Origin of the sequence: Sinorhizobium mexicanum, from assembly GCF_013488225.1 — a bacterium.
GTDB lineage: Bacteria > Pseudomonadota > Alphaproteobacteria > Rhizobiales > Rhizobiaceae > Sinorhizobium > Sinorhizobium mexicanum.
On sequence record NZ_CP041240.1, the window covers coordinates 83,581 to 101,366 of the forward strand.

14 protein-coding genes are annotated in these 17,786 nt (G+C 61.0%); 2 read left to right on the top strand and 12 right to left on the bottom strand.

All coding sequences use genetic code 11. The annotated features are described in order from the left end of the window. Window positions 1–46: 46 nt before the first annotated feature. From FKV68_RS22590 to FKV68_RS22640, 11 genes are all read right to left on the bottom strand, one after another. Window positions 47–280 carry a hypothetical protein gene (locus FKV68_RS22590; RefSeq protein WP_180942196.1) on the bottom strand — a complete coding sequence of 78 codons (234 nt, stop codon included), beginning with the start codon at window positions 278–280 and terminating at the stop codon, window positions 47–49. An 8-nt stretch (window positions 281–288) separates the two neighbouring features. Then, on the bottom strand, window positions 289–1,608 hold the full coding sequence (locus FKV68_RS22595; RefSeq protein WP_180942197.1) for a tetratricopeptide repeat protein: 1,320 nt from the start codon (window positions 1,606–1,608) through the stop codon (window positions 289–291). A gap of 359 nt (window positions 1,609–1,967) precedes the next feature. Then, the gene (locus tag FKV68_RS22600) at window positions 1,968–3,014 is read right to left on the bottom strand and encodes an ABC transporter ATP-binding protein (RefSeq protein ID WP_180942198.1); all 1,047 of its coding nucleotides are present in this window, start codon (window positions 3,012–3,014) and stop codon (window positions 1,968–1,970) included. Window positions 3,015–3,038: 24 nt separating this feature from the next. After that, the gene (locus tag FKV68_RS22605; protein WP_180942199.1) at window positions 3,039–4,760 is read right to left on the bottom strand and encodes a glycoside hydrolase family 32 protein; all 1,722 of its coding nucleotides are present in this window, start codon (window positions 4,758–4,760) and stop codon (window positions 3,039–3,041) included. Between the two features lie 3 nt (window positions 4,761–4,763). Further along, window positions 4,764–5,657, bottom strand: coding sequence for a carbohydrate ABC transporter permease (locus FKV68_RS22610; RefSeq protein ID WP_180942200.1), 894 nt, complete (start codon window positions 5,655–5,657; stop codon window positions 4,764–4,766). After that, window positions 5,650–6,591 carry a carbohydrate ABC transporter permease gene (locus FKV68_RS22615; RefSeq protein WP_180942201.1) on the bottom strand — a complete coding sequence of 314 codons (942 nt, stop codon included), beginning with the start codon at window positions 6,589–6,591 and terminating at the stop codon, window positions 5,650–5,652. The genes FKV68_RS22610 and FKV68_RS22615 overlap by 8 nt, the downstream gene beginning before the upstream one ends. Before the next feature lie 80 nt (window positions 6,592–6,671). Continuing rightward, the gene (locus FKV68_RS22620; protein ID WP_180942202.1) at window positions 6,672–7,955 is read right to left on the bottom strand and encodes an ABC transporter substrate-binding protein; all 1,284 of its coding nucleotides are present in this window, start codon (window positions 7,953–7,955) and stop codon (window positions 6,672–6,674) included. A 41-nt stretch (window positions 7,956–7,996) separates the two neighbouring features. After that, window positions 7,997–9,001 (bottom strand): LacI family DNA-binding transcriptional regulator, encoded by a 1,005-nt coding sequence (locus tag FKV68_RS22625; RefSeq protein ID WP_180942203.1) that lies wholly within the window; start codon window positions 8,999–9,001, stop codon window positions 7,997–7,999. A gap of 389 nt (window positions 9,002–9,390) precedes the next feature. Beyond that, on the bottom strand, window positions 9,391–12,531 hold the full coding sequence (locus tag FKV68_RS22630; protein WP_180942204.1) for an efflux RND transporter permease subunit: 3,141 nt from the start codon (window positions 12,529–12,531) through the stop codon (window positions 9,391–9,393). Beyond that, window positions 12,531–13,601 (bottom strand): efflux RND transporter periplasmic adaptor subunit, encoded by a 1,071-nt coding sequence (locus tag FKV68_RS22635; protein WP_180942205.1) that lies wholly within the window; start codon window positions 13,599–13,601, stop codon window positions 12,531–12,533. Before FKV68_RS22635 ends, FKV68_RS22630 begins: the two co-directional genes overlap by 1 nt. A 25-nt stretch (window positions 13,602–13,626) precedes the next feature. After that, the gene (locus FKV68_RS22640; protein ID WP_180942206.1) at window positions 13,627–13,941 is read right to left on the bottom strand and encodes a hypothetical protein; all 315 of its coding nucleotides are present in this window, start codon (window positions 13,939–13,941) and stop codon (window positions 13,627–13,629) included. Window positions 13,942–14,962: 1,021 nt separating this feature from the next. Between FKV68_RS22640 and FKV68_RS22645 the strand changes: the two genes are divergently transcribed. Continuing rightward, window positions 14,963–15,205, top strand: a complete 243-nt coding sequence (locus FKV68_RS22645; RefSeq protein WP_245181601.1) for a DUF982 domain-containing protein — start codon at window positions 14,963–14,965, stop codon at window positions 15,203–15,205. Window positions 15,206–15,451: 246 nt separating this feature from the next. On the opposite strand, the gene FKV68_RS22650 is transcribed toward FKV68_RS22645, so the two are convergent. After that, window positions 15,452–16,279 (bottom strand): calcium-binding protein, encoded by an 828-nt coding sequence (locus tag FKV68_RS22650; protein ID WP_180942208.1) that lies wholly within the window; start codon window positions 16,277–16,279, stop codon window positions 15,452–15,454. A 488-nt stretch (window positions 16,280–16,767) separates the two neighbouring features. Between FKV68_RS22650 and FKV68_RS22655 the strand changes: the two genes are divergently transcribed. After that, complete coding sequence (locus tag FKV68_RS22655; protein ID WP_180942209.1) at window positions 16,768–17,280, top strand: hypothetical protein; 513 nt, start codon at window positions 16,768–16,770, stop codon at window positions 17,278–17,280. The last annotated feature ends 506 nt before the right edge of the window (window positions 17,281–17,786 follow it).

Here is a 17,786-nt window from a genome sequence, read left to right on the forward strand (position 1 = left end):
GTGAAGAGTGAGGGCCGGATATCCGGGCCCTCCAGTACAGCCGGGCTTAGGCCACGGCGTAGATGCGGACTTCCGGGGCGGCGGCCAGAAGCGGCTTCAGACCCTCGACGACATCGTCGTTAAACAGCGCGCTTTCGAGATAGGACTTTGCGTCTAGGACACTGTTGAATCCGTGAAGGACCTGAACAAGTGGGTGACCGGTCGCGAACCTCACGACGTCGAGATTCCGCACTCGCTCGACCCGGAGTCCGGTCGCAACCTTGCTACTCGCATGTGACATAGGGATCTTCACGCTGCGAGCAGGCCGTGCCAGCGCGTGTCGCGCGGCGACGGGCGACGATGAAGGCGGCGGTCGAGCAGCGCACGGGCCTTCACGGCTTCGCCGCTCCGCATGAGGGCGAGGAGGAGCATGTCTTCGATCATCTCGCGCTGGGCGCCACTGCCGCCGATGCGCGCGACGTCGACTGCGACCGGCTCCAGGATTCGGGCGCAGCCTGCGTAATCCTCGTCGGCAAAGGACAAGGCGGCGCGGCAGATCGCCGGTACGACTGGCCCCGCGGCCAAGGCTCCGGCATCGATCAAGCCAGTCAACACCTGCACACGTTGCTCGACTGCAGCCTTGTCGCCGACTGCCGCCGCGATTATGGCCATGTGGACATCCGCGAAGGCGAAGCCGGCCTTCTGGAAATATTCCCCGGAATAGGTGGCCGCCGCCGCCCACAGCCCCGCCGGCACCGTGTGGCCATAGGCCTGGAGCCGCCACAGGAAGGAGGCCGTGTCGCTGACCACGTTGACCGGCATTCCGGCCGTAACCGATGGCTGGATGCAATCCGCGTAGATCGCCAGCGCGCGTTCCGGATCATCCCGCTCCAGGGCGCCCAGCGCCGCGTGCCAGGCGATGTGCCCGTGGAGGATGCCGGTGCGGTCGTAGCGAGGCAGCCAGTCCGCGATTAGCCTCTCGGCGTCCTCGCCCGCGCCGCCCTCGTACATGGCGTGCGACAGCGCGTGCGCCGCGTTCGCGTTGTTGGTTCTGAGATCGTAACCACGCTGCGTGAGAGCTCGGCCGAGCGTCACGTTGCCGTTCTCGGCATGAGCCCAGCCTCGGTAGGTGACGAACCACCAATCGTCGACGCTGAAATGCCGGGCGTGGCGCTCACAGAGATCTACACGCGCCTGGTCGTGATCCGCCATCCCCGAGAAGGCGAGGAGCCCGAAGGCACCAAGAGGCAGCGAGAGGATCAGGATGTCCCGCGGCCAGCTGTCGGCGTGCGCGAGCGCCCGCTGCAGCGCCTTTGCCGACTGGCCGTTGATGGCAAGCGAAAGGACCTCCACATGGCTCCGCTCCCTCTCGGTCCCGCGCCGGGCGACGATCTCTTCCGCCGTCGCGATTCGCGCCTTCGCCTCGGTCAGTTCCGTGCGGATGGCGTGCAGGCGTGCGCGTGCCGCATGGGCGAGAGCGAAATCCGGGTCTGCTGCGATGGCCGCCTCCAAGGCTTCCGCGGTGCCGGGCCAAGTCGACAGGAGCAGGTCGACCCCCTCCCGATAGTGTTCTGCCGCGAGATCGGATGTCGTCGAGAGTGGTAGGCCACGGCTGTCGAGGTGGGTCATGGCAGGGTCCTCATTCCAGGATCGGGCACGCATCAGCGCCCATTTCGGCGATTATACGGGATTGCCCCCTGGCTGTATTTTGACAGTCTGCCAATTTATGTAGAAGCCCCGCCAAACTGTGTCTGGACAAGACATTGGGAGACGATCCGCGCAGCAGCTCGCCGGGCGCCGCCCCTTCGATGGCTTGAGTTGACCGATCGACAATTGCACTGCCTCGTGAGGAGGTGCCATTCCGGCGCAATGGCGCGTCCGGCAACGCTGCGGAGCACTCGCGAGATAGCGAAGCCAGAGGAACCTGATAGTCACGGCGTTGCCGTAAGGCTTGCTGTTGCCAAGTTTCCCTGTGCGCTGAAGGCCAATCAGTTTGCGCGTAGCCCCTGCGATGTAAACAAGTGGACCCTTTTTATGTCGGGGGCGACCATGACCGTCTGGCCGGGTTGAAGATCGATCCGGTCGCGCAGCACGAGGTTCACGTCTGCCGGGCCGAGCTTCGCCAGCACATGTGTTTCGGACCCGGTCGGCTCGACCACGACCACACCAGCGGGGACACCATGCTCGCCAATCGTCAGATGTTCCGGACGGACACCGTAGACCGCCGCCGTCCCGCCTTGATAGCCATCGGGTAGTGGAAGCGCTACCCCGCCATCGGTGACAAACTGCCCATTGGCGATTGCCCCCTCGAAGAGGTTCATCGCAGGCGAGCCGATGAAGGTTGCGACGAAGGTGTTGGCGGGCCGGTCGTAAAGTTCCAACGGTTTACCGATCTGCTCGACGTTGCCGCCACGCATGACGACGATCCGGTCGGCCATCGTCATCGCCTCGATCTGGTCGTGGGTGACGTAGACCGTGCTGGTTTTCAGCCGCTGATGCAGGTCCTTGATTTCGGCGCGCATGGTGACGCGGAGCTTCGCGTCAAGGTTCGAAAGCGGCTCGTCAAAAAGGTAGACCTGCGGCTGGCGGACGATCGCCCGTCCCATCGCGACGCGCTGCCGCTGGCCACCGGAAAGCTGTTTCGGCAGGCGATCGAGCAGCGGCCCGAGCGCCAGGATGTCGGCAGCTTCGCGCACGCTCTTTTCGATCGTGGCCCTGTCCTGGCCCTTCAGCTTAAGCGCGAAGCCCATGTTTTCCGCAACGGTCATGTGCGGATAAAGGGCATAGCTCTGGAAGACCATGGCGATGTCACGCTCCTTCGGAGCCACGTCGTTGACGATGCGGCCACCGATGCGGATCTGGCCGCCGCTGATGTCCTCAAGTCCCGCAAGCATGCGCAACAGGGTCGACTTGCCACAGCCGGAAGGGCCGACGAGGGTGACGAACTCACCATCTTCGATGTTCATGGAGATGTCATGAATCACCGGAACGGCGCCGTATTGTTTGCGAACCTGATCCATTGAGACGGATGCCATGAAATTTCTCCTTTTGAGTCTCAGCTAGAGCTTGAGCTGCCAGATCTTTGCGGCGGCGACATTGCCTTTGGGCGCGCTGAGGTAGGCGGAACGAACGCCTGCAAATCCGTGCAAACGCTTGGTCCCGGTCCAGCGACCGTTATCGGCAAAAACCTCGATCGACCCCATGTCGAGGAAGATGCGAAGCGTCGAGGGCGTTGCCCCGGCTGCGATGTAGCGGGGCAGCAATTTGCCGTCGGGAACGTCGTAGACGATGCTCAGGCCCTCCGGATCGAGCCGGACACCGAGCTCGACGTCGGGATGGTCGAATTCGAGATCGAAGGCGGCGCCGGGGGCGGCGAGATCGATCACGATCTCAACCGCTCCGTTGGCGAGTTCCACCTTGTCTCCGCAAAGCAGTCGGCGCTCGTCGATCAAATCTTGGCGCAAGCTGTCGACCTCATCGACCGGTGGGGTCAGCAACACACCCTCATCAAGCAGTACCCGGCGGGGGAGCGTCATGGCGGTGGGAAAATCGATCCTCTTCGAAATCTCCGTCCAATTCGCAAGCCACGCAATGCCCACGGGGCCGGAATGGTCGACGAAGGCCTGGAAGGCATAGGCGTCGGTGGCAAAATCGAGTTCCTGCTCGAATTCCTTGACGAAGGTGCTGCCGTCGAAGCGGCCGACGGTTGCAAGCGTTATGTTGCGTCGCGCCGTTGCCGGATCGCGGCTGGTGAGCAGTCCGAAGATCAGCGCCCAACGGGTTTGCGGATCGTCGGCAGGACCACCGAGCGGCACCATGCAAGGGCATTCGGCCGCCGTCATGCCGAAGCGGTTCTCGCGGTGAAGAGTCCCGACGAAGCTCCAGCCAACCGCGGCGTCCGGATCGGCTGTCTCGTAGAGCAGGATTACTCCCCCCGCGTGATCGCGGCTGCCAAGGAGCATCTTCCAGCGGCCGTCCGGACCTTTGATCACGTAGGGGTCACGGAAATCGAGCGTCAGGTCGAGGCCGGCCGGCCGTTCCGGCAGGATGATCTCCGCCGGACCGGCGCTGATCTGGTCGCGACTGACGGCAGTCAACTGGATCTGCTCTTCCGGCTCGCGGTCCTTGACCTGCTGGGTGAAGAAGACACGGATCCCGGGATCCTCTCCCGCAAGGGGAATTGCCGAGCCGGAGAAGGCGCCGCCGCGGCCGTCCGCGCGGGCCGAGAGTCCCTCCGACGGAAACAGAAAGATCGGCAGGTGCTTCCAGCGAAGATAGTCGTCCGAGACTGCATGGCCCCAATGCATTGTGTTCCAGCGGAGGCTATGGGGATAGTGCTGATAGAAGAGATGAACCTTGTCGCCGAAACGGCCGAAACCGTTCGGGTCGTTCATCCAGCCGAAAGGCGGGCGGAAGTGATAGCTGCCGGGGACGGGGGGTGTCGAATTGGCCTCGCCGCTGTAAAGAACAACGATGCCTTTTTCCAAGACGTCCGCTTCCGAAAAAGCATAGACGATGGAGAGTTTGGTGGTCCTGGCGTCATAGCTGAAAGAGGTTTCGCCGGCGGTTTCGATCAGCAGCGCCCGAAACTCGAACTCCTCGGTGTTTCGCGCCGTTATGCGACCAATTTCCTGTCCGTCCTCGCTCGCTTTCAGCTCGGCCGGCGTACCCGTATCGACTGGCTTCAGCCACGCATGCAGCGTGGTCCCGGCGGCAAGCGCGGCCCTCAGCGTTTTCAGGCTGCCGTCGAGAAGGGAAGAGGGGGGCGTATGGCCTGTCATTGATCAACCTTTCACGGCGGAGCCAATAAAGGAACTCACGAACCAGCGCTGGAAGGCGAGGTAGAGAGCGAGGATCGGGATCATCATCAGGACGGACGCCGCCATGGCGCGGTCCCAATAGATGCTGTCCTGACCGAAGAAGGTGGCGATGGCGACAGCGATCGGTCGGGCATAGTCGGTCTGCGTTACCAGGATGGGCCAGAGATACTGGTTCCATGTCTCGATGCCCATGAGGATCGATACGGTGGCGAGCGCCGGCAGGCTCAAGGGCAGGAAGATCGAACGGTAGATGCGGAAGACCGAGGCGCCATCCATTTCGGCCGCTTCGAAGAGCTCTTTCGGAAGCTGGGCGAAGAACTGGTAGAACAGGAAGATGTAAAGGGGGCTGGCGATCCAGGGGACGATCTGCACCGCAAACGTGTCGGTCATGCTGGCGCGCGAAACCATGATGACGAGCGGCATGATGATGCTCTCCTGCGGGATCACATAGAGAGCAATGACCAGGGACAGGACCAGGGCGCGGCCGCGCAGCGAACCCCAGGCGAGCACGAAGCCCGCCATCGAATTGACGACCAGGCCAGCGCCGACCGTGCAGGCGAGAATGAACAGCGAGTTCAGAAGATAGCGGCCGAAGGCGAGCTCACCTGAGAGATTGCTCACTTCCGCGAAATTGGAGAGTGTCGGGTTGGAGACCCAAAAGGCTCGGAAACTGCCCATGTCGGCCAGAATCTGAAAGCGGTCGTCCTTGAGGCTGGCGATCAAGAGCATGAACAGCGGCGACACGATAACGAGCGCGATAACGAGGATGCACGCTGTCTGAACGAGGCGCAGCGAACCGATCGCGGAGCGCTCGCGCTTTGCCTCTGTCTGCAAGGTGGGGATAGCGAGATCAGACATCGAAACGCCTCAGGAGTTGGCGCTGCACGAGCGCGATAACGAGAACGATGAGGAAGAGAATGACCGAGACGGCCGAGGCGTAACCAAGCTTTTGCTCTTCGAAGCCGGCGCGCACCATGTAGTGGACGACAGTTTCGGTGCTGCTTTTCGGGCCGCCCTGGGTCAGGATCGCCACCTGGGTATAAAGCTTGAAAGCTTGGATGGTGGTGATCACCAGAACGAAGACATGCGTGGGTCTCAGGCCCGGCATGGTGACGTGCCAGAAGCGCTGCAATGCGTTGGCGCCGTCGATCCTGGCAGCATCGTAGAGTTCATCAGGAATGCCCTGGAGGCCGGCGAGATAGACGATCATCTGAAAGCCGTATGCCTGCCAGGCCGACAGCAGGACGATCGAGAACATCGCCCAGTTCGGGTCGCCGAGCCAGTCGATCGGCTCGATGCGGCCACCGGAGAGGAAGCCGATCACCTGATTGAGGGGGCCGGTCGGATACTGGAAGAGCGTGCCCCAGATCACACAGACGACGACCATCGACGTAATCGCCGGCAGGAAGAACACGCCGCGGAAGAAATTGCGGAACGGAAGCTTCTGGTGGAGCAGCAGTGCGGTGGCGAAAGCCAGGCCGCACTGCACCGGAAGGATCCAGAAGGTGAAGCGCGAGACGTTCCAGAGTGACGTCCAGAAGAGATCATCCTTGAAGATGCGCAGGAAGTTAGTGAAACCGATGAAACGGGCGGGGGTCGGGCGCGGCACCAGTGGCTGGTTGGTCATCGCCGTCCAGAACGACAGGAGAAATGGCACGACGAGGAAGATCGTCAGCAAGACCACTGCAGGAGCGAGCATGCCGACTTCCTGGAACAGGCGGCCTCTGTCTCTCAGCCGTGCTGGGCGTGCTGCGACAGCCGTTGCTGGCAGCGCCGGTTGCTGCAAGGTCATGATCTCCTCCTCATTTGAAAACGCATCGCTTGTTCAATCGGCGGCCGCGCGCCTTTGCGCCACGCGGCCGCACGCGAGCGCTATTGCTGTTCGTCGAAGGGCGGATAACCGTCGTTCTCTTCGATATCCTCGTCGATCTTCTCGGCTGCCGCGGTGAGTGCAGCCTTGACGTCGCCGCCATTGAAGATCTCGTCCACCGCTCCCATGAAGGCCGAGGTGATGATCGGATAAGCCGGATGCGGGGGGCGTGCGACCGCCGTCTTAGATGCCTGCTCGAAGGCCACCGCCATCGGGCCGCCGTCGGCGTAAAGCGGTGAATCTGCGGCGAAGCTCTTCAAGCCGGGATAGGCGGAATCCTCTTTCGCATAATCTCGGAATACCTTGTCCTTGAGCATGAAGCTGACGAACTTGCCGGCGATATCCGGATGTTCGGAGGCGGTGGTGATGCCCCAGATCCAGGTACCGTTCGGGCTGGCGCCCTTCGGCCCGAACTTCGGCAGCGGCATGACGACGATGTCGTCCTTCATCGAGGCGGCAGCTTCGGCATAGAACCAGTGGCCGCCGAGCGCGAGCGCGGCTGGGTGTCCTTCGGCAAAGAACTGGTTGGTGCCGGAGGATTGCGGCACCACCCATCCGTTCGTCACCCATTTCTGCATCATCGTCAGCGCCTCGACGCAAGGATCGCTGTCGAGTGTGCCGACAGACTTCCATGTCTTCCGGTCGATCAGATCGCAACCGGCCGATTGCAGGATCGGGCCATAAGCATAGGTAATCCATTCGGTTTTGATGCCGTAGCCGCGGAAGGTGTCGATCGGCCATTTGACGCCATCGAGCTTCGAGAGCTTTTCGAGGTAACCCTCGAATTCCTCGCGCGTCCAGGCGTCATCGACGCCCTTCGGGATGCGTGCGCCGATCGCTTCGAGATATTTCCTGTTGCCGTAGAGGACGACGGAGGAGTCGGTCAGCCCGACGGCGTAAAGCTCCTTGTCGATCGGGTAGGTGCCCTGCGCGACGTTGGATTCGGTCATATCGTCGATGACGTCCTTGTCTACCAGCGGCTCGATCGGCTGCAGGTAGCCCGACCAGACGTAGTTGGCGAGGAAGGGCGCGTCGAGTTCCATGACGTCAGGCAATTGCTTGGACATCACCGCGGCGCTGAACTTCTCGTTGTAGGCGTCGTGGGGAGCGTAGATGAGCTCGATGTCGACATCCGGGTTGGCGGTCTCGAAACGCTTGGCAACTTCACCATAGGTCGAGACCCAGCCGGGATCGCCCTGGTGCATCACGTGAATGACGGTTTTTGCCTCGGCCAAGCCGCCGAGCGCGATAGACGCCATCAGGAACGAAAGTAAACGATTACCCATCACTGTTTCTCCTCCTCAACAGGTTTTACGTGGCTATTGATTTATACGGATGACCGCTCCACCATTTGGAACGGAAGCTTGTGAACCTCGCCTGGGGTCGTGTCGCCGGCAAGCAGGATCTCCGCGGCCATGCGGCCCATCGCCCGATGCGGCAGGGCCATGGTCGTCAAGGGCGGATCGAGACGCGATGCAATATCGACCTGATTGTCGAAGCTGGCGACGGCGACGTCGTCGGGGATTTGCGCCCCAACCCGGCGCAATGCCGCATAGACCTCCATCGCCACACGGTCGTTGCCGCACAGGATGGCATCCGGCCGGTCGGGCCCACTCATCAGCTCGGTGATGTGGGACAGAACGAGGCTGTGCGCTCTGTCGCTGTAAATCGCTCTGCGGACCGCCGGCAGCACCCGGGCGCCGCGACCATCGAAGCCCGCCTCGGCGATCGCCTGCCGGAACCCCGCTTCGCGCAATTCGCCGGCAAGCAGGCCGGGTAGGTTGATGAAGGCGATATTCCTGCGTCCGGCCTCGATCAGGTAACTGGTAATGTCACGCGCGGCGCTAAGCTCATCGGGCACCAGTGCGGTCACCCGGTCGCTCGCTTCGCGGCAATTGATCATCACCCCGACGGCCTCTGCAAAGTCCTCGGGCAGCGCCACGATCTTGTGGTACATGGCGGCATAAGCGATCGCCCGCGGGCGAAAGCGGCGCACGTCCTCGATCACCGCGCCCACATCGCGGCTGCCGTTCAGGGTCATCGCAAAAACGGCCATGTCAGAGGCTCGCGCCGCGCCATCGAGCCCCCGGATGATTTCCGTCGCGAAAGGGGAGGTGATCAACTCGTCGGCAACGACGCCGATCAGCGGCATCCAACCCTGCCGCATGCTGCGTGCGGCGAGGTTAGTGACGTAGCCGAGTTCCTCGGCTATCTCCTTGATGCGCTGCCTGGTCGTTTCGGCCATGCGGGCCGAGCCGCCGTGCAGCGCGCCGGAAACCGTCTTGACGGAGACGCCCGCGCGTTCGGCAATGTCGTTGAGGGAGACGGTCACGGCTTCACCAAGGGTTAACGATTACCCATATCTAACATTCACCAAGGCTCAAGTCAAATCGAGCAACATCGCTTTGTTGACGGAGCTCACTTCATCATCGCGCGGGACCAGGGGTGTCGATTTTCAGAGCGAACGCGGCGCAGCCTGGTACAGGCCCGACTCCCGGCCGGGACGCTGTCCGGTTGACGGCAGATAAAACAGCGAGAAGCTTCATGGGGGCAACCGGATCAAGAATATCGGCCGTATCATTCGTCGGAGAGCCGACCTTATGATCGATCGCCTGCGTCCTCATCAGGTCGGCCAGGCGGTCCGTTGTGAAAAGGGCATGCCCCTGCCAAGCCCCTGTACGGGCTCTACGGCACAGACAGGTACGGGGCTTTGGGAAATAATCAGCTCTGGCCATGTCCTCGAGCGGCGGGGCTACGTTTGAAGGCAATCGGCTCGCAATTGTCGAATGCATCCGTTTCCTGCCCGGCGGTTTCGTTGCGTGCCTGCGTCCGGCGTCCGAGCCGTTTCAGTGCCTCAAGCAGGTCGTCGACGAACGTGAAGATGATGGGGATGACAATAAGGCTGAGTAGCGTTGATGTCATTACGCCGCCGATCACCACGATGGCCATCGGCTGTCGGAAACTTGAATCGCCTCCCGTCAGGCTCAAAGCAACCGGGAGCATGCCCGATGCCATGGCGATGGTCGTCATGACAATGGGACGCCCGCGCTTGTGGCAGGCATCGACGAGTGCATCGAACCGCGACATTCCCTGGCGGCGCGACATGATCGCGTATTCGACCAGAAGGATCGAGTTCTTCGTCACCACGCCCATGAGCATCAGCAACCCGATGACCGCCGGCATCGAGAAGCTGGTTCCTGTCACCACTAGCGGCAGCAGTGCGCCTCCGAGCGAAAGCGGAAGGGCCATGAGGATGGTGAACGGTTGCAGGAAATCGTGGAAGAGCAGGACGAGCACCGCATAGACGCAGAACACGCCGATCGCCATTGCAAGAGCGAAGCTTTGGAACAGTTCCGAACTGCGCTGAAGTTCTCCTTGCTTCACGAGCCTGACGCCCGCCGGCAGGTGCTCAAGAGCCGGCAGCGCCTTTGCCTCGCGATAGACGTCGCCCAGGATACGGCCGTTGAGCTCGACGGAAAGAGTCATGTTGCGCATCTGATCGATGCGATCGATCTCGGAAGGACTTCCGCCGATACGTATGTCGGCGATTGATCCCAGATCGACGCTGCCATGGGTTCCGGGCACCCTTATGTTCCTGATGTCGTCGAGATTTGTGCGTGCCTCGGGCTTGAAGCGGACGACGATGGGGATTTGCCGCTGAGGCAGATTGAGCTTTGGCAGTGCGGAAGAGTAGTCTCCACGTGTCGCAACGCGCACGGCTTCCGCGATGGCGCTTGACGTCACCCCGAGTGCGGCTGCGCGTACAAAGTCCGGGGTGATCTGAACCTCAGGCGCCTGCCTCGAAGCGGTCGAAGTCACCGCTCCGATCCCGTTGAGCGTTCGGAGTTGCTCCTCAAGCGCCTCGGTTGCTTCGTCAAGGGCATTGGAGTCGTCGCTTGCAAGGGTGATGACGAGCTGCGTGCCGTGGCCACCGTTGTCGACCGCAACCCGCACGCCGGGGAGCACCGAGAGGGCCGAGCGGATATCCTTTTCGATCTCTGACTGCTTGCGGTCTCGTTCGTTAATGGGCGTCAGCATGACGTCGAGCGTGGCTGTTCCGATACTGATCGCCGGGCCATCACCCGATGATGCTGAACCGACCGACGAGAAGACATGCGTCACATCGCGCAGCTTGCTTACGATGTCCGCCGCCTTCGTGGCCGTTGTGTCCATTTGGTCGATCGTGGCTCCGGGCTGCTGGGTCAGCGTCACCCGGGTCCGGGCGTCGTCGGCAGCCGGCAGGAAGCCGGATTTCAGGAAAGGGATGGTGGAAAGCGAGAGTGCGACGAAGACTGCGGTCACGAGGAGCGTTTTCTTCCTGTGCTTCAAAGACGCCTTCACAATCGCCATGTAGGCACGCATGAACCGCCCATCCTTTTGCTGGGTGGAATGCGGCTTCATGAAATAGGCTGCCATCATCGGCGTTAGCAGGCGCGCAACGATCAGCGAGGCGAGTACGGCGACTGCGGCGGTGATGCCGAACTGCCGGAAGAGCAGCCCGGATATGCCGCCCATGAATGCCGTCGGCACAAAGACCGCGACGAGGGTGAGCGTGGTCGCGACCACCGCTAACCAGATCTCATTGGCCGCTTCGAGGGCTGCATCAATCGGTCGTTTGCCCATCTGGAGGTGGCGAGCGATGTTTTCGATCTCCACGATGGCATCGTCGACAAGAATGCCGACCACCAGCGACAGTGCAAGCAGAGTGATGACATTGAGGCTGAAGTCAGCGGCGTACATTATGAGGAAGGTCGGTACGACCGACAATGGCAGCGTCACGGCCGACAAGATCGTCGCGCGCCAATCCCGCAGGAAGAGCCAGACCACCACGACGGCGAGGATCGCCCCCTCGTACAGCATGTGCATCGAACCATGATAGTTCTCGAGGACCGCCCCGACGGTGCTGTAGACTTTATCGATCTGCACGTCGGGATGTTTGGCGGCGAACTGTGCTACCACCCCGTCGAGGTCGGCAGCAACGCCGGTGTCCGAGAACCCGTTCGAGCGCTTGATCGCGACAGCGATCACTGGCTGGCCGTCGAGATAGGCAAGCGACGACCGGTCCGCGAAGCTGTCAGTGACGGAAGCGACATCGTCAAGACGGACCTGCTGGCCGTTGGGCAGCGGAACTTGCAGTCCCTTGAGGGCTTCGACGGATGCGACGGCGCCGAGCGTCCGCAACGTCTGGCGGGCTCCGCCGATTTCTCCAAGCCCACCCGACGTATCAACCTGGACCGACTTCAACTGTGCTGAAACAGTCGCTGCAGTGACCCCGAGCGACGCCATCGTTGTGGGATCGAGGTCGACATGGACTTCGCGATCGATCCCGCCGACGCGACTCACCTGTCCCACTCCCGGCACCGACAGGAGTGCCTTCGTCATGTCGTTGTCGATGAACCAGGAAAGCTCGGTCTCACTAAGATGAGACGAACGGACCGCGTAGGTGACCAGCGCGGCGCTCTGCAGGGTAACTTTGGTGACGCTCGGCGTCTGCATCTGCGCCGGGAGATCCCCCTTCGCACTGTCGACAGCATTGCGGACCTCGTTTAAAGCTTCATCGGTGTTCTTCTCCAGCTCGAAGGTGACGCTGAGTGAGACGGTTCCGTCGGTGATCGTTGTGGCGATGTGGTTGAGATGACTCAACGAGGCCACCCGGTGCTCGATAATGCGTGCAACCTCCGTTTCGAGCTGCGCCGGCGCCGCGCCCTCGAGTGTCGCGGTGATGTTGATCCTCGGAAGGTCCATATCGGGGAAATATTGAACCGGCAGGCGTTCGAAAGCCAATATCCCGCCGATCGTGAGCATTGCGAAGAGCAGTATCGCCGGTATGGGATTGAGTATCGACCAGGCGGAGAAATTCATCAGCCTTGCTCGGCGACATTCACGAGGTCGTTGTCCGACAGAAACGCTCCGCCCGATGCCACGATCCTCGAGGACTGATTTATGCCGGAGAGAATCTCGACTTCGCCGTTTTTGTGGCGGCCCGTCTCCGCCCGGACCCGTCGCACCCGCCTGTCGTTGCCGATCGTAAAGACGTAGCTCATGCCGTCGCGGAACACGATCGCTGTCTCGGGAACCGTGAGGGCCGAAGTCGTCTTTAGCTCGATGCTGCCGGTGACATAAAGACCGACCGGCGGATGGACGTCGGCGGGAAGCGTGACATAGACGATTGCGCGGCCGGTCTCGGTGCTGACAGACGGTCCGACAAGTCTCACCTTGCCCTGAACGGGGCGCTCATCCGGGACGTTGATCCTGACGCTCAATCCTTCCGAAATGCGTGACAGGAAGCGTGCCGAAACTTCAGCCTGCCACTCGACGCGCTGCTGACGGACTAGGCGGAACAGCTCGGTGCCAGTGGAAACGACTGCGCCGAGATTGGCGGTGCGTGACGTTATCAGCCCGTCGTCTACGGCAGTGACAGTCGTCTGAGCGAGCTTGATCTTCTGGCTGTCGAGCGCGGCCTGTTGGGATTCGAGGCTTGCTATTGCCATCTGTTCGTCAGTTAAACGCTCGGCGACCTTCTCATCCGAAATTGCTCCCGAGGGCCCAAGCTGCCGGGCTCGGTCCGCGTTCGCCTTGGCCTTTGCTAAATCTGCCTTGGCGGTTTCGACGGCTGCGGCTTGCTTTCGAAGGTCCGCCAGCACGCTCTGCTGCGAAAGCTGGACCAGCGTCTGACCCTTGGTCACAACCGATCCGACATCGACCAGAACGTCCGTTACGCGAAGCCCGCTCGTCTCGGAGGCGATGACCGCTTCCTGCCAAGGTTTGAGCCATCCGCTTGCAGGAATTGTTTCCGGCCACTCCCGCAGCGCCGGCGTTACCAGCGATACCGTAAGTGCAGGTGCTGCCAGCTGATCCGCCATGGCACTCCCGAAGGGAAGCAGTGCTGCACAGAAAAGAACACTGGCGAGTGGGATGGACGGCTTCCTCAACTATAAATCCTCGTAGTTCACGGCGTCAGCACATTGCCGAATCCGCGCGAGCGCCATGGAGTTGTTCTTTTTGCTCGATCGCGGTGAGATGGGGTGCGGCATTGATCCTAGGCCCGATGTCACCGTGTCCAGGAGCAGCCGGCCACACGATAACCATGCATTCGGAGCGCTGCGTCCGCGGGGGCGCGGTCAGGCTGGAAACCTGGTCATTGTCGGAGTCGAGGCACTGTAACCGGTCGAGGAGAGTTTCGTGCAGGTGTTTCAACCGGTTCAGGGCGGCATCGAGCCGCCGAAGCGAAGTTTCCCCTTCGCCCGACCGGGCCTGACCTGTGTTCACCATTGCTGTCTCGTCGGTAGCCAATCAAGAGAGTGCATGCTGGTGCCCGCCGGCAGCTCCTCACCATGCATGCCGCTCCGCCTTCGGATCACGTTTATCTTCATGCAACAGGCCGTAGCATAATCACAATCGATTGTTTGGATGGGGGTCATCGATGCCATGGATATATCGGGGTGAAATGTCCGGCATCGGTCAGCCTGATCGCCGCGGTGCTCGATCACCACGGCCTTGCCAATCCGGGTGGCAAGAGGCGGTGATCTCGCCCCAACATTGGGTCGAGTTGCGGGGGCCGTAAAACAAAGGCTTGTGGCACTCACCGTCAAAAGTACCTCCACAGTCGGTTGGGGCACCGATCTCCTTCACTCCGCCGTCGAAAAGAAATCGGCCGTGCGGTACGGGTAAGACTTGCGCCTGTCCCCGGGATCCCACGCAAGCACCATGCCAAGCGACACCCCGGGGTTACGGTCGTGAGGGCGCTTAGGATTTCAGCGGCGAGCATTTGTATCGCAGCATTCCACGCGGGCGGCTCGCTGCTGGTGAGAGGCTCTGCACCGATAGGATGCGTCCAGATAATACGGCAATCCGTCCGACAACCTCCTCAAACCCTGCCTGAACTCCGTGCTGGCGGAACCAAAAAATGTTGCCGCACAGGCGGATAGACGTGGGCTGCAATTGCGGTGGCGTCTCTTGCGATTCCTTTGCCTAAAGAGGTCTTGCTTCCCACCATCGATTTCCGTCAGCGGAGAACGGGGCGGTTGTTTCGCTCAGTACGCGGCGCATGGTGGCCCCTGTCGGCGCGCTTACTTGAACTCGGGAGTGCAGCCCAGCTTACAGCCCGGTCGCGGATCTGCGCTGATGCGCGATATTTTGCGCCGCTTGGCTTATGGGTCACCAAGGGTAACGAATCGTTGTAGCGTGGGAACGAACACGAGGGGTTTGCGGTTCTGAGTACGATCTTCGAGGAGGTCCGAAAATGAGAGAAATGCCATGGCGTGCCCCTGTGTGGGTGACGTTGCAAAACGGCATGAAGCGCCAGTTCTGCGGGCCCTACGACGCACTTGATTTCCTGGAGAATGAATGGCCGAGGCAGGGGATGCCGCACGCACGAGCGGTGCAAGTCTGCCGTGAAGCGTTGCATCACTCCGAATATGCGAATTCCGCAAGGAATTGCTTCATAGCGGCATGCGTTGAAGCGTCACTTGCATACAGCGAAGCTGAGAATCTGGGCTCTCGCGCCGAAGCGAAGATGGTGAGCCGGCACAGATAAGCTGGGCTGGCAGAGCCGTGGCTTCTTCAAATTTAAATGCGAGCGGCATGCCCTCGAGTTGTTCTCAGGTTCCGGGCATGATGGCGCGCGTCGCCAAGCCGAGCGGCATTTGGGTGGTGGGGCATGCCGATCGAACGCTTCCGACCATGCCATCTTCAGGAGTATTGGGTTTGCGACCAGCGGACTCACCGGCAAGCTGAAAAACGCTGTGTCCGCTGGGCGCTAAGCCCATGGCAAGCAGCGGAATCAGACGAATGTGAAGTCCGACGCGGTCAGATGGAGATTGGCAAGGTTGCCCACACTGTGCACATCAGAAAGGTGAATCAATTCGTCCACGCTGTTAGCCGAGGTGACATAGGCGAGGTTGGCCGTGTGGGTCTTGAAGTCGTGGTAGACTATGATGTCGCCAACGGCCTCGCCGGAAATCGCCCTCGCGGCGGCTGAGCCACTGGCGAAACTCTGGTCGGTGATCACCACGACGTGCTCGCCCTTCGCACCCGAGGCAGCGCCGCTGTAGAAGGTGTCCACCGGGTAGCCCGACTGCACGCTGGCGTGGTTAATGAAGTTCGCGCCAAAGCCGTCGTTGTAGAGGCCCGCCGCATCGAAGGCGAAGGTATCCTGAGCCGGGTCGAAATCGAGGATGGTGGAGATATCCGGGTCTGGCCCCTGTTTGGGGAACACCCCTGGCATCGGGTTGTGGGACCCGCGCGCCGGGTTGTGGAACTGGAACACGAACATGTCGCCCCCTTCGCCCCCTTTCAGCCAATCCCTACCGTCACCGACGAAGAGAACATCATCGCCGGCTCCACCGGAGAGATAGTCATTGTCCTCGCCGGCAACGCGAGGTTTGTCGCGGCCGTTGTCGCCGGAGAGATAGTCGCTGCCCTCTTCGCCGTAGACTTGGTCATTACCCGCGCCGCCGAGGACCCGGTCATTTCCCGCGCCGCCGAAGGCCCGGTCAGTGCCCGCACGAGAGTCGATCCAGTCATTGCCGGCGAAATCGATGATCACATCGTCGCCATTGCTGCCGAAGAGGGTGTCCGCGCCATCGTTGCCCCGGAAAAACTTTTCCATCGCAAATACTCCTTAGTGATTCAATGCCCGACCGCCCGTGACGCCTTCATACTCCTCGCTGGACACTTGGCGTAATCGATTGTTTTGATAGAATGTATCCACGTGATGGATGTATATCTTCTTCACCTTCGATCTGTTCTTTTTCGACGGGCACGACCTGCGTCGGTTGCCGCTTCGCAAACGCCGACGGCTGCTTCCAGGGCCGTGGCAGCCACGGCTGAAGCCGCTTGGTGACGACATGAAACCCGCGGCCTTGATCAATCTGGCCAAAACGCGCCGGCGTCGATGGAGGCATCTCGCGACGGCGTGTATCTCGACGCCCTGACGCTCCATTGACCTGAAAAAATGCTCATCTGACAAAGGCAATGCGCAGTACCACTTGGCCCGACAGGACGATGCAAATGCTTCCGTTTTCGCGAGCTGGTGGAGCTATTGACACGCGCAGGTCGTGGTTACATGTTGCTACTAATGCAGTTTGGGGACTTTGAATGAAACGTGCCCTGTGTGCGGTCTTAGTTGCAGTAATTGGTATAGTTGTCTTCAATGCTGTGTCGGCGACTTGGCCGGCGTACCGCGCCAAGAAGGAAGATCCACGGAACAATAAGGTGATGCTGTGGGTGTACCATCAGTACGCCGTCAATCCGAACGTCATCGTTTTGGACCTTTGGAATCTCGACTCCAACGCCACCATGGCTGACGTTGATCGCGTTTTGTTTGACACGGCCGCCGCGCTTAAGGCGCGCTCCCTTACGTCCGTTTCATTGGCATTTCGAGGCCGCGAAAAGTTCGAAATGAAAGGAGACTACTTTAAAAAGCTGGGTGACGAGAGAGAATGGCAGAATCCGGTGTACACGATGAGAACGATGCCCGAGAACTTGTACACTCCGGACGGCCGCCCTGCGTTTGACACTTGGACTGGCGGATGGCTAGGCGTTATCAGAGAGCAGATGGATGACCACAATGAGTTTCATCGCGCCTGGTACATCGAAGATTTGACCTGACCTGAGCCAAATTTCCCCCACCACCACTTCAGCGCATTTCAACACTCCCATCCGCACTATTTGCCGTCGTGGCCCCGCCTGAAGCCGGTTTACGAGATCGAGCTTGCCCGTTTCTGTGGATGGCAAAGCGAATGGCGGATGCTTGGGCTGGCTTAGGCATACCCGCCTCCGAAAGGGCAAGACCTTCTGGCCGAACATACAGGTAGAACCCGGTCGTATGACAGCGAGGGCAACAGCTACTCTCTGGGGCGCTGGACTAATTCATCTAGTGCTCATTCTGTCGATGGCGAAGGAAATTCGTGCACGATCACCTACCCCGAATCAGTGATCGGCTGTGGCTAGTGACGCCGTAGCGCACGGAGTCGCGGCTGGGCATCGGCGTTGTTCTTAGCGGGCCATCTTGATTGCGAGGAAGCGATCCCGCATCGGAGTCGTTGGGGCGACGGCCCCGCACGAGAAGCTGTCAGGAGTCCGTTGCGCTAGTCAGGCCTGCAACAAGTCGATGT

Bases quoted from the DNA above. Each gene is read 5' to 3' on its own strand.
- FKV68_RS22645 (WP_245181601.1), top strand. From the start codon at position 14,963: ATGAAGCGCCAGTTCTGCGGGCCCTACGACGCACTTGATTTCCTGGAG.
- FKV68_RS22650 (WP_180942208.1), bottom strand. From the start codon at position 16,279: ATGGAAAAGTTTTTCCGGGGCAACGATGGCGCGGACACCCTCTTCGGC.
- FKV68_RS22640 (WP_180942206.1), bottom strand. From the start codon at position 13,941: ATGGTGAACACAGGTCAGGCCCGGTCGGGCGAAGGGGAAACTTCGCTT.
- FKV68_RS22620 (WP_180942202.1), bottom strand. From the start codon at position 7,955: ATGGGTAATCGTTTACTTTCGTTCCTGATGGCGTCTATCGCGCTCGGC.
- FKV68_RS22630 (WP_180942204.1), bottom strand. From the start codon at position 12,531: ATGAATTTCTCCGCCTGGTCGATACTCAATCCCATACCGGCGATACTG.
- FKV68_RS22655 (WP_180942209.1), top strand. From the start codon at position 16,768: ATGAAACGTGCCCTGTGTGCGGTCTTAGTTGCAGTAATTGGTATAGTT.
- FKV68_RS22610 (WP_180942200.1), bottom strand. From the start codon at position 5,657: ATGTCTGATCTCGCTATCCCCACCTTGCAGACAGAGGCAAAGCGCGAG.
- FKV68_RS22605 (WP_180942199.1), bottom strand. From the start codon at position 4,760: ATGACAGGCCATACGCCCCCCTCTTCCCTTCTCGACGGCAGCCTGAAA.
- FKV68_RS22615 (WP_180942201.1), bottom strand. From the start codon at position 6,591: ATGACCTTGCAGCAACCGGCGCTGCCAGCAACGGCTGTCGCAGCACGC.
- FKV68_RS22590 (WP_180942196.1), bottom strand. From the start codon at position 280: ATGTCACATGCGAGTAGCAAGGTTGCGACCGGACTCCGGGTCGAGCGA.
- FKV68_RS22595 (WP_180942197.1), bottom strand. From the start codon at position 1,608: ATGACCCACCTCGACAGCCGTGGCCTACCACTCTCGACGACATCCGAT.
- FKV68_RS22600 (WP_180942198.1), bottom strand. From the start codon at position 3,014: ATGGCATCCGTCTCAATGGATCAGGTTCGCAAACAATACGGCGCCGTT.